Here is an 11,473-nt window from a genome sequence, read left to right as displayed (position 1 = left end):
CCGCGCGGCCGGTGAGGGTTGGCGGTAGGTGCGTTGCCGAGCCGGTGCCCCCTTCCGGCGCGCAGCCGGGGTGCGGGGTTGGCGGTGGGCGTTGCTGTGCTGGTGCCTCCTCGCGACGCGCGGACGGGGTGAGGGTTTGCGGTGGGTGCGTTGCCGCGCCGGTGACCCCTCCCGGGGTGGAGCTCGCGGTGCGGGGTTGGCGGTGGGGGCGCGTTGGTGAGGCTCCGGTGGCTGGTTGGGCCGGGGAGTGGCGGCGGTGGGATTCGACGGGATCGGCGGCTGCGGTGGAATTCGCGGCGATCTGCGGCGTGAACCGTCCGAGCACTGCATCTCGCGGCGGTCTGGGCCCGTAGACACCCGGTGGGGGCCGGGCATCAGGCGGCGGTGCGTCCGCGGGGGTTTGCCGCCTCGCCAGGCGGGGCAGTCGCGGGGGATGGACAGCGGCGGCCGATCGCCCCGCCGGGCCGCGCGAAACCCGGGCGCGGAGGCACGATGAACACCTCCGAACCCCAGCGCCGATCTGCCTCGGTTGTGCATCGATTCAACAATCCGATGGTCGGGCGTCAGCACGATTTACGAGCTGGTTATGGTGGTGTTCGTTCAGCGTCACGCGCGCGATCAGACTCGGTGGAGAGTTGCCTGAGATGAGCTCGACGAGAGTGTCCGTCCGCCCCGGAACCGCGACCGGAACCGACCGCCTACGACCCGCCAGCCCGGAGCAGATCCGGGACGAGCTGATCGAAGCCGCGGCCCGGCACGCTCCCGACATCGCCGACCTCATCCGCCTCTACTACCGCCACATCCCCGCCGACGAGATCCTCGGCGACGACCCCGTGGACCTCGTCGGCGCCGTCCGGTCCCACCAGGAGTTCGCCCGCAACCGCGTGCCGGGGCGGCCCGCTGTCCGGCTGCTGAACCCGACCACGGCCGAGGACGGCTGGACCCGCGACGCCACCGTGGTCCAGATCGTCACCGACGACATGCCCTACCTGGTCGACTCGATCACCGCCAAGCTCGCCCGCGACGGCGTCCAGGTCCAGCGCCTCGTGCACCCGATCGTCGCCGTCACGCGGGACATCACCGGCGAGCTCGTCAAGGTCCACCCGGCCGCCGACGTCGCCAACCCGCCCGAGGGCGCGATGGTCGAATCCTGGATGTACGTCGAGATCGACCTCATCACCGACCTCAACCGCGCCCGCGAGCTGGACACCCACCTCGCCTCCGTGCTCGGCGACGTCCGCGAGGTCGTCGAGGACACCGACAAGATGATCCAGGCCGCCGAAGGCCTCGCGGCCGAGCTCGACGCCACCCCGCCGCCCCTGCCCTCCGACGAGGTCACCGAGGGCGCGAACCTCCTGCGCTGGCTCGCCGACGGCCACTTCATGTTCCTCGGCTACCGCCGCTACGAACTGGTCGAGGACCCCGACCCGGGCACCGACGAACCCGCCCTGCGCGCCGTCCTCGCGTCCGGGCTCGGCGTGCTCCGCCAGGACAGCCTCGCCGCGCGCAGCCTCACCGCGGGCCCCGACACGGCCGCCACCGCGCTCGCCCCGCACCTGCTCGTCCTCACGCAGGCCAGCGCACCGTCCACAGTAAACCGTCCGGTGTACCCGTACTACGTGGGCGTCAAGACGTTCGACGAGCGCGGCAACGTCACCGGCGAGCACCGGTTCCTCGGCATGTTCACCACCTCCGCGCTGCACGAGGACGTCCTGGACGTCCCGGTCGTCTCGCGCAAGGTGTGCGAGGTCATCCACCGCGCCGGCTTCCCCATGGAGTCCTACTCCGGCCAGCGCATGCTCGAGGTCCTGCAGAACTGGCCGCGCGCCGACCTGTTCTCCGCCGACCTCGACTCGCTCTACTCGACCGCCATCGGCGCCATCACGCTGTCCGACCGGCGCCGCCTGCGGCTGTTCCTGCGCCGCGACACCTTCGGCCGCTTCTACTCGTGCCTGGTGTTCCTGCCGCGCGACCGCTACACCACCCGGTCCCGCCTGGCGATGCAGGAGGTGCTGCTCGCCGAACTGGAGGGCACCCACCTCGAGTACGGCACGCGCGTCGGCGAGACCGCGCTCGCCCAGGTCCACTTCACCGTCCACACCGACCCGGCCACGCGCGTCGAGCCGGACGTGCTGCGCATCCAGGAACGGCTCAACGCCGCGGTGCGCAACTGGGACGACCTGATGGTCGAGGCGATCCTGGCCGAGCGGCGCGAGCGGGCGGGCGAGGTCGCTCGCACCACCGCCACCCTCGGCGAGGAGTCGGCCGGCGAGCTGGGCCAGCGCTACTCGGGCATCTTCCCGGAGGCGTACAAGGAGGACTTCACCGCCGTCGAGGCGCTCGCCGACCTGCGCAAGCTGGAGGGCCTGACCGGCCCCGACGACCTGGCGATGTCGTTCTACACGCCGGACGGCGCGGAGCCGGGGGAGCGGCGGTTCAAGCTCTACCTGCTCGGCGAGGGCGTCACGCTGTCGGCCGTGCTGCCCGTGCTGCAGCGGATGGGCCTGGAGGTCGTCGACGAGCGGCCCTACGAGCTGCGCCGCTGGGACGGCACCCGCTCCTGGGTCTACGACTTCGGCCTGCGCATCGGCCTCACCGACCTCGGTGACGCCGAGGTCGACCTGCGGGAACGATTCCAGGACGCGTTCGCCGCCGCCTGGCGGGGCGACTGCGAGGTCGACGACTTCAACGCCCTCGTGCTGCGCGCCGGGCTGACCTGGCGCCAGGCCGCGGTGCTGCGCGCCTACTCGCGCTACCTGCGCCAGGCAGGCACGCCGTACTCGCAGGAGTACATCCAGCGCGCCGTCCTCGCGCACACCGACATCGCCAAGGCGCTGGTGAAGCTGTTCGAGCACCGCTTCGACCTCGCCACGAACCCGGACGCCGACGAGCAGACCGAGGCGCTGGTCGGCGAGATCTCGGCGATGATCGACGCCGTCACCAGCCTGGACGAGGACCGCATCCTGCGGCGCCTGCTGTCGGTCATCTGCGCCACCCTGCGCACCAACTACCGCGTCACCGACGCCGACGGGCGCCCCCGCCCGTACCTGGCGCTCAAACTCGACCCGCAGAGCGTGCCGGACCTGCCGGAGCCGCGGCCGCGGTTCGAGATCTTCGTGTACTCGCCGCGCGTCGAGGGTGTCCACCTGCGCTTCGGCTCTGTCGCGCGCGGTGGCCTGCGCTGGTCCGACCGCCGGGAGGACTTCCGCACCGAGATCCTGGGCCTGGTCAAGGCGCAGGCGGTGAAGAACGCCGTCATCGTGCCGGTCGGCGCGAAGGGCGGGTTCGTCGTCAAGCGCCCGCCCGCCCCGACCGGCGACCCGGGCGTGGACCGCGACGCGCACCTGGCCGAGGGCATCGCCTGTTACCGCATGTTCATCTCGGGACTGCTCGACCTCACCGACAACCTCGTCGAGGGCCGCACGGTCCCCGCCAAGGACGTCGTGCGCTACGACGGCGACGACAACTACCTCGTGGTCGCCGCGGACAAGGGCACCGCGACCTTCTCCGACATCGCCAACGAGGTGTCCGCGTCCTACGGCTTCTGGCTGGGCGACGCCTTCGCCTCCGGCGGCTCGGTCGGCTACGACCACAAGGCCATGGGCATCACCGCGCGCGGCGCGTGGGAGAGCGTCAAGCGGCACTTCCGCGAGCTGGGCGTGGACACCCAGAGCCAGGACTTCACGGTCGTCGGCATCGGCGACATGGCGGGCGACGTGTTCGGCAACGGCATGCTGCTGTCCGAGCACATCCGGCTGGTGGCGGCGTTCAACCACCTGCACGTCTTCCTCGACCCGAACCCGGACGCGGCGGCGTCGTTCCGCGAGCGCAAGCGCCTGTTCGAGCTGCCCCGCTCGTCGTGGGAGGACTACGACCGCTCGCTGATCAGCGAGGGCGGCGGCGTCTTCTCCCGCAGCGCCAAGACGATCCCCGTCTCGCCGCAGGTGCGGCAGGCGCTCGGCCTCGCCGACGACGTCACGCAGCTCGCCCCGGCCGACCTGATCCGCGCGATCCTGCTGGCGCCGGTGGACCTGCTGTGGAACGGCGGCATCGGCACCTACGTCAAGGCCGAGACCGAAAGCCACGCCGACGCCGGGGACAAGGCCAACGACGCCGTGCGCGTCAACGGCAACCAGCTGCGGGTGAAGGTGGTCGGCGAGGGCGGCAACCTGGGCCTGACCCAGCGCGGCCGCATCGAGTTCGCGCGCGCCGGCGGCAAGATCAACACCGACGCGCTGGACAACTCCGCCGGCGTGGACTGCTCCGACCACGAGGTCAACATCAAGATCCTGCTCGACCACCTGGTCAGCAGCGGCGCGCTGGACCGCGAGCAGCGCAACGAGCTGCTGCACCAGATGACCGACGAGGTCGGCCGCCTGGTGCTGGCGGACAACTACCACCAGAACGCCGTCCTCGGCGTGAGCCGGGCGCACGCGCCGCAGATGCTGCCCGTGCACGCCCGGCTGGTCGCGAACCTGGAGAAGGCCGGGGCGCTGGACCGCAAGCTGGAGGCGCTGCCGAGCAAGCAGCAGTTCCAGGCGCTGGAGAAGGCCGGCGACGGCCTCACCTCGCCGGAGCTGGCGACCCTGCTCGCGCACGTGAAGCTGGAGCTGAAGGACGAGCTGCTGGCCAGCGACCTGCCGGACGCGGAGGTGTTCGCCCGGCGGCTGCCCGAGTACTTCCCGGAGCCGCTGCGCGAGCGGTTCGCCGACCGCATCGGCGAGCACCCGCTGCGCCGCCAGATCATCACGACACTGCTGGTCAACGAGGTCGTCGACGGCGCGGGCGTGTCCTACGCCTACCGCCTTGCGGAGGAGATGAACGCGACCGCAACCGACGCGGTGCGCGCGTACACGATCGTCACGCGCGTGTTCAACCTCAACGCCCTGTGGGACGACATCAACGCCCTCGACAACGCGGTGCCCACCGAGGTCCAGGACGAGATGATGCTGGAGTCGCGGCGGCTGCTGGACCGCGCCGCGCGCTGGTTCCTCGCCAACCGGCCGCAGCCGCTGGCCGTCGGGGCCGAGATCTCGCGCTTCGGGCCGGTCGTCGCCGAGCTGGCGCCGAAGGTCGACACGCTGCTGCGCGGCCGCGAGGCCGAAGCGGTGCGCGAGCAGGCCGACCGCTACGCCGAAGCCGGCGTGCCACGTGAGCTGGCGCTGCGGATCGCGGGCCTGCTCGACGCCTACGGCCTGCTCGACGTCGTCGAGGTGGCCGAGCTGGCGGTCCGCGAGGCCGGGGTGGACGTGGAGAGCAGCCCGGAGGAGGCGTCGCAGCTCTACTACGCCCTGTCCGCGCACCTGGACGTCGACCGGCTGCTCACCTCGATCAGCGCGCTGGAGCGGGGCAACCGCTGGCACGCGCTGGCCCGGCTGGCCCTGCGCGACGACGTGTACTCGTCGCTGCGGGCGATCACGCTGGACGCGCTGCGGCACAGCGATCCCGGGGACGGCACCGACGAGAAGATCGCCCAGTGGGAGAAGGCGAACGCCTCCCGGTTGGCACGCGCCCGGGTGTCGCTCGACGAGATCAACCAGTCGGGCCGGCTCGACCTGGCGACGCTGTCGGTCGCCGCGCGCCAGCTGCGGAGCACGGTGAGGTAGGAATATCGGGGTGTACGTAGCGAAGGTGCGGCCCCGCTGGTCGGACATGGACGTGTTCGGGCACGTCAACCACGCGAACATGGTGACGTTGCTCGAAGAGGCACGCGTGCCGTTGTTGTTCGACGAAGCGGGCCGCGCCGGGCTCGCGGAGTTCGCGAAGGGCATGGTCGTCGTCAAGCTGGCCGTGCACTACCGCGCCCCGGTCGTGGTCGACGGGCAGGAGATCCGGGTGGAGATCTCGTTGCAGGACCTCAAGTTCGCCTCGCTCACCCTGGCCTACCGGGTGCACGACGGTCCGGACGCGGAGTCGCCCGTCGCGGTCACCGCGGAGACCGTCCTGGCGCCCTATGACGTCACCACCAACCGCCCGCGCCGCCTCACCGCGGAGGAGCGGGCGTTCCTGCAGACCAGGCTGACGGAGGCCGGCGCGTGACCGAGCTGCGCATCCCGGACCGGGGCGACCGCGAGACGCTCGGGGCCTTCGTGGCCAGGGCGGTGCGGCTGGACGGCCAGGCGGCGGTGCGGCTGCGCAACCGCAGCGGCGGCGGCGTCGTCGAGGCCTGGGTGTCCACGCCGTTCGACTGCCTCGCGACCCGCGCCGTGCACGGCGAGGTCGAGCCGGGCGACGTGACGGTGTCCGGCAACGAGTTGCTGGCCGCCCTCACGGTCGCCGGTGGCGAGCGGATGGACCCCGGCCCGCCGCGGGACCTGCTGTGGCACAGCGAGCTGCCGGCCACCGGGCCCTGGCAGCTGATCGACGAGCTGCCGACGAAGGTGATCAGCGAGCTCACCGACCGCGGTGTCGCGCTGGCCCGCGAGAACGCCGGCCCGCACGGCAATCCGCCGGCGTCGCTGATGGACCAGGCGGTCCTGACGGTCAGCGAGGGCGACGTCGAGGTCAAGGTCCAGATGCGGTGCCTGTTCGCCCTGTCCGGGATGGGGTTCTTCGATTCGTCCATCCCGGACGACATCATCCGGGTGACAGCCACGAACTCGTGGATGCGACTGGACGCCAGGTACGGCGCGGTGGTCCGGCGGCGGCACGCGCTGCTGCCCCTGCTGTTCTGACTTGCGCTGGAGCTGCTCCAGGTCGCTAGGGTCGCGGCCATGCGCTTCGCGTTCAAAACCTCACCGCAGAACACCGAATGGGCCGACATGCTCGCCGTGTGGCAGGCCGCCGACGACATCGAGGTGTTCGAGTCGGGCTGGACCTTCGACCACTTCTACCCGATCTTCTCCGACCCGACCGGCCCGTGCCTGGAGGGCTGGGTCACGCTGACCGCGCTCGCGCAGGCCACCAAGCGGCTGCGCCTCGGCACGCTCGTCAGCGGCATCCACTACCGGCACCCCGCGCTGCTGGCGAACATGGCCGCGACCCTGGACATCGTGTCGAACGGGCGGCTGGAGATCGGCATCGGCGCCGGCTGGAACGAGGAGGAGTCCGGCGCCTACGGCATGGAACTCGGCACGGTCAAGCAGCGCAGCGACCGGTTCGAGGAGGCCTGCGAGGTGCTGGTCGGCCTGCTCACCCAGGAGACCACCACCTTCCAGGGCGAGTACTACCAGCTCACCGACGCCCGCAACGAGCCGAAGCCGATCCAGCGCCCGCACCCGCCGATCGTGATCGGCGGCAGCGGCGAGAAGCGCACCCTGCGCACCGCCGCCCGCTTCGCGCAGCACTGGAACTTCGTCGGCGGCACGCCGGAGGAGTTCGCCCGCAAGCGGGACGTGCTGCACCAGCACTGCGCGGACATCGGCCGCGACCCGAAGGAGATCATGCTGTCCAGCCACGTGCGGCTGGGCACCGATCTCGACTACGCCAAGGTCGCCGACGAGGCCGCCGCGCTCGGCGAGCAGGGCCTCGACCTGGCCATCGTCTACCTGCCGCCGCCGCACACCCCGGACGTGCTGGAGCCGCTCGCCGACGCGCTGAGCAAGCTGGGCTGACGCCCGAGGGCCCCGTGCCCGGCCGCGGGCACGGGGCTCAGACCCAGCTGTTCATCATGCTCTGTGCGGCCATCTCCAGGTAGTTCCACAGCTGCGTCTCCAGCGGCTCCGGCAGCCCCGCTTCGTCGACCGCGATCCGCATCGCGCGCAGCCACGCGTCGCGCTCGATCGGGCCGATCTTGAACGGCGCGTGCCGCATCCGCAGGCGCGGGTGTCCGCGCTGGTCGGAGTAGGTGTGCGGGCCGCCCCAGTACTGCATCAGGAACAGCCGCAGCCGGTCCTCGGCCGGCCCGAGGTCCTCCTCGGGGTACATCGGCCGCAGCACCTCGTCCTTCGCCACTTCGGCGTAGAACCGCGCGACGATCTTGCGGAACGTGGGTTCCCCGCCGACGGCCTCGTAGAAGGACTGGGGGTCGCTCATACCGGTCACCCTTCCATCATGCCGTGGTCGCCGTGGACAGGAAGCCGGCTTCCTCCAGGGCCGTGAGGCACGCCGCACGCAGCTGCCGCTGCACGGCCCACTGGCGGCCCGGCCGCACCTTCACGGTCAGGCGCAGTTCGATGCTCTCCGGTGTGACCTTCTCCACGCCGAGCACCTCGGGCTCCTCCAGCAGGTCGACCGACAGCGGCTCGGTCGCGGCCGCGGTGTGGGCGGCCTCGGTCAGCACCGCCGTGGCGCGCTCGACGTCGGCGTTGTAGCTCAGCGGCACGTCGACCAGGGCGATCGCGTAGCCCTGGCTGGAGTTGCCGACGCGTGTCACCTCGCCGTTGCGGACGTACCAGACGGTGCCCTTGACGTCGCGGATCGTGGTGATGCGCAGGCCGACCGACTCGACCGTGCCGGTGGCGGGCCCGATGTCCACGACGTCGCCGACGCCGTACTGGTCCTCCAGCATCATGAACATGCCGGACAGGAAGTCCTTGACGAGGTTCTGGGCGCCGAAGGCGAGCGCGATGCCGACCACGCCGGCGGAGGCGAGCAGTGGCCCGAGGTTGATGCCCAGCTCGCCGAGGATGTAGATCGCGGCGAGCCCGAGCACGACGAACGAGGTCAGCGACTTCAGCACCGAGCCGATCGTCTTGGCCCGCTGGCGGCGCCGCTCGGCCACGACCGGGCCGAGGATGTCGGGGGCGCGCTCGCGCAGGGGACGCAGGATCGTGGGCAGCTTGCCGCCGTTGCCGCGCGGCATGGTGGTGACCCGGTCGATCAGCTTGTGCAGCAGGAACCGGATGATCAACGCGACGAGCAGGATCAGGATGATCCGCAGCGGCTTGGCGATCAGCCAGTTGGCGGAGGCCGCCAGCCATTCGTTGTGCGTGATCTGGAACACTTGGTAGCACCAGGTGCCGGGCTGGTTGATGCACTCGGGTGCTTCGTTGAGCAGCGGCGTCACGGGGCTCGGGGATCCCTTTCTGGCCGTTTTCGCCCGTCGTCACGCAGACGTCGAACGAATTTCACAGGACACGTCTTCTAACACAGGTGCGCATCGGGTGTGATCTGTGGTCGACTATGGCTGCACCGGTGGAGGTGGTCGAGTGCCAGACCGACAACCGATCCCCCTCGGCGCCCCCGACCAAGCGGTGGGCGGGCAGGCGCCGGAGGTAGCCCTGTGTGCTCACCAGGGTCAGGGGCCGCCCGGAGGCGGACCTCAGCCCAGTGGGCCACCCCCGCGAGGCGGCCGCGTGAGCCGACCCTCGGGTCAGCGTAGAGGGCGGGATCCGGCCGGTCTGAACGCCCCTGCCACGCCCGGCGCGTTCTCGATGGGCAGGCGTCGCGTGCTGCTCCTCAACGCCACGTTCGAGCCGCTGACCGCGCTCCCGCTGCGGCGGGCCGTGGTGCTGGTGATGTGCGGGAAGGCGGAGGTCGTGCACGGCGATCCGGGAGGCCTGACGTTGCACGCCGCGACGTTGTCGCTGCCCGTGCCGTCGGTGATCCGGTTGTCCACGTACGTGCGGGTGCCCTACCGGGCGCAGGTGCCGCTGACGCGGGCCGGGCTGATGCACCGGGACCGCTACAAGTGCGCGTACTGCGGCGGGCGGGCCGAAACGATCGACCACGTGCTGCCGCGCAGCAAGGGTGGGCCGCACAGCTGGCAGAACTGCGTGGCGTGTTGCGCGAAGTGCAACCACCGCAAGGCCGACCGGCTGCTGGAGGACCTGGGCTGGCAGCTGCGCGTGGTGCCGACGGCGCCGCGGGGCCCGCACTGGCGGCTGCTGGTCCACTCCGGGGACGCGGACCCGCTGTGGAAGCCCTACCTCGGCGTGGCGGCCTGACAGGGGACGCACCGGCGCCCCGGCTGTGGTGGTGAGCCGGGGCGTTCCGACGTCTTCGTCTCGGTGGTGGTTCGGTTCAGTTCGGGGGAGGGACTGCGTCTCAGGCTGCGGTGACTCGCGTGCCGCGGGTGACCCGGGTGCCCATCGTGACGCGAGTGCCACGCGTGACGCGGGTGCCCATCGTGACTCGGGTGCCGCGGGTGACTCGCGTGCCACGGGTCACGCGGGTGCCGGCGGTCACGCGGGTCCCCCTGGTGACCCGGGTGCCGCGGGTGACTCGGGTACCGGCCGTCACCCGTGTGCCGCGCGTCACACGCGTGCCCCGCGTGGTGCAGCCGGCAGATGCGTCGATCAGTGACGCAGCGTGGTCGTCGTTGGTCTGAGCGAGGGTACGGAGCAGGTACATGATCTGTCCTCCAGGGACCTGTGCGTTACTCATTGGGAAGGGGAGCGGGGCGCAAGGCCCGTACAGGTGAAAAAGCTACGAGGAACTGGGCCACCGGACAAGGCAATCGCGCCCGGTGCGGCCGGCTGTACGTTGAGTTGCAACCTTTCGTCCGACCGCTCTTCAGCCCATCGCCCCAACGCGGTCGCGACGCTCGGCGGACGGCGGCCCCCACGCGACGAGCGGTCGTGACCGGCTTCGGCGGGCTTGGGCTCGTCGGGCTACTCTTCTGGCGTGAACATCGGAGAGACGATCCTGATCTTCGCGCTGATCCCGGCCGCGATCTACGGGGTGATCAGCGTGCTCACCCTGCGGTCGAAGCTGACCGGCACGCCGCGCTACCGGCCCGGCCAGGCCTGGGAGTACCCGCCGATGTGGTGGAGCGGCAACCCGGAAGGTATCGGGACCGTGCACGACACGCACTCCGGCGAACCGGTGGAGAACAGGGACGCGAGCGGGAACGCGCGCGTGACGGCGGCAGGAGGAGCCCGTGGCAGCTGGTGAGCTGACCCGACAGCCAGGATCGGACGAGGAGCTGGAGATCGGGGTCGCGATTACCGCGACCGGTCGCCGCTCGGTGGCCCGGATGTACGAGCCCGCTGCTCCATCCAGCCCATTCAGCACCGTCCAGTTGGCCCGTCTGGACGAGGCGCTGACGCTCGCGAGCCGGGAGACCGGGCTCGACTTCAGCGTGTACCTGGGCGAGCTGGGCTCCGAGAGCCGCGCCCGCGCTGAGGAGCTGCACGCGAGGATCGAACCCGACTCCGCGAACGCCGTGCTGATCGCCGTCTCGCCCGGCGAGCGTGTGGTGGAGATCGTGACGGGCTCCGACGCGATCCGCCGTCTCCCCGACCGCGGCGCCAAGCTCGCCGTGATGAGCATGGTGGCGTCCTTCAAGGAGGGCGACCTCATCGGCGGCCTCACCTCGGGGCTGCGCATGCTGGCCGACCAGGCCGGCTCCGCCCCCAAGCACTAAAAGGCAGAAAAGAAGAAGGGCGGTCGCGAAAGCGGCCGCCCTTCTTCTTTTGATCTCTTGATCTTTGAACCCAACCCGAGCTGGGCGGTCATCCCGTCGCCTGACACGCAACGATCACCTTGAGCCAGGGCCGCAACCCAGGCCGCCAACCGGCAGCCGACCATGCCAACCTTGCGGCCCTGGCTCAAGGTGATATGCACAAACCGGAAGGCGACGGGATGACCA

General features: G+C 71.0%; 10 protein-coding genes. 7 read left to right on the top strand and 3 right to left on the bottom strand.

Going from position 1 to position 11,473, the window contains the following annotated elements; all coding sequences use genetic code 11:
* Positions 1-644: 644 nt before the first annotated feature.
* The 4 genes from L2C96_RS12780 to L2C96_RS12765 are packed head-to-tail and all read left to right on the top strand — an operon-like array spanning position 645 to position 7,553.
* Positions 645-5,606: an NAD-glutamate dehydrogenase gene (locus L2C96_RS12780; protein WP_237336286.1), complete on the top strand. Its 4,962-nt coding sequence runs from the start codon at positions 645-647 to the stop codon at positions 5,604-5,606.
* 10 nt (positions 5,607-5,616) lie between these two features.
* The gene (locus tag L2C96_RS12775) at positions 5,617-6,039 is read left to right on the top strand and encodes an acyl-CoA thioesterase (RefSeq protein ID WP_017987638.1); all 423 of its coding nucleotides are present in this window, start codon (positions 5,617-5,619) and stop codon (positions 6,037-6,039) included.
* On the top strand, positions 6,036-6,674 hold the full coding sequence (locus L2C96_RS12770; protein ID WP_237336285.1) for a DUF8010 domain-containing protein: 639 nt from the start codon (positions 6,036-6,038) through the stop codon (positions 6,672-6,674). The genes L2C96_RS12775 and L2C96_RS12770 overlap by 4 nt, the downstream gene beginning before the upstream one ends.
* A gap of 39 nt (positions 6,675-6,713) precedes the next feature.
* Positions 6,714-7,553 (top strand): LLM class F420-dependent oxidoreductase, encoded by an 840-nt coding sequence (locus L2C96_RS12765; protein ID WP_237336284.1) that lies wholly within the window; start codon positions 6,714-6,716, stop codon positions 7,551-7,553.
* A gap of 37 nt (positions 7,554-7,590) precedes the next feature.
* Here L2C96_RS12765 and L2C96_RS12760 read toward each other — a convergent pair whose 3' ends face one another.
* Together L2C96_RS12760 and L2C96_RS12755 are read right to left on the bottom strand one after the other, a co-directional pair.
* Positions 7,591-7,974, bottom strand: coding sequence for a globin (locus L2C96_RS12760; protein WP_020418215.1), 384 nt, complete (start codon positions 7,972-7,974; stop codon positions 7,591-7,593).
* A 16-nt stretch (positions 7,975-7,990) separates the two neighbouring features.
* Complete coding sequence (locus tag L2C96_RS12755) at positions 7,991-8,947, bottom strand: mechanosensitive ion channel family protein (protein WP_020418216.1); 957 nt, start codon at positions 8,945-8,947, stop codon at positions 7,991-7,993.
* A 382-nt stretch (positions 8,948-9,329) separates the two neighbouring features.
* Here L2C96_RS12755 and L2C96_RS12750 point away from each other — a divergent pair, with 382 nt between their 5' ends.
* The 3 genes from L2C96_RS12750 to L2C96_RS12740 all read left to right on the top strand — a co-directional run bounded on the left by L2C96_RS12750 (position 9,330) and on the right by L2C96_RS12740 (position 11,248).
* On the top strand, positions 9,330-9,827 hold the full coding sequence (locus L2C96_RS12750) for an HNH endonuclease (protein WP_017987643.1): 498 nt from the start codon (positions 9,330-9,332) through the stop codon (positions 9,825-9,827).
* A gap of 679 nt (positions 9,828-10,506) precedes the next feature.
* On the top strand, positions 10,507-10,776 hold the full coding sequence (gene ctaJ / locus L2C96_RS12745) for an aa3-type cytochrome oxidase subunit CtaJ (protein WP_017987644.1): 270 nt from the start codon (positions 10,507-10,509) through the stop codon (positions 10,774-10,776).
* Entirely contained in the window at positions 10,763-11,248 is a 486-nt protein-coding gene (locus tag L2C96_RS12740; protein ID WP_020418218.1) for a DUF5130 family protein, read from the top strand. The genes ctaJ and L2C96_RS12740 overlap by 14 nt, the downstream gene beginning before the upstream one ends.
* Here the strand turns inward: L2C96_RS12740 and L2C96_RS12735 are convergent.
* On the bottom strand, positions 11,245-11,473 hold a 229-nt coding region (locus L2C96_RS12735), incomplete at its 5' end, for a hypothetical protein (RefSeq protein WP_237336283.1). The genes L2C96_RS12740 and L2C96_RS12735 overlap by 4 nt on opposite strands.

Source organism: Amycolatopsis tucumanensis, from assembly GCF_021654135.1.
Lineage (GTDB): Bacteria > Actinomycetota > Actinomycetes > Mycobacteriales > Pseudonocardiaceae > Amycolatopsis_E > Amycolatopsis_E tucumanensis.
This window is presented reverse-complemented; position numbering and strand designations above follow the sequence as displayed.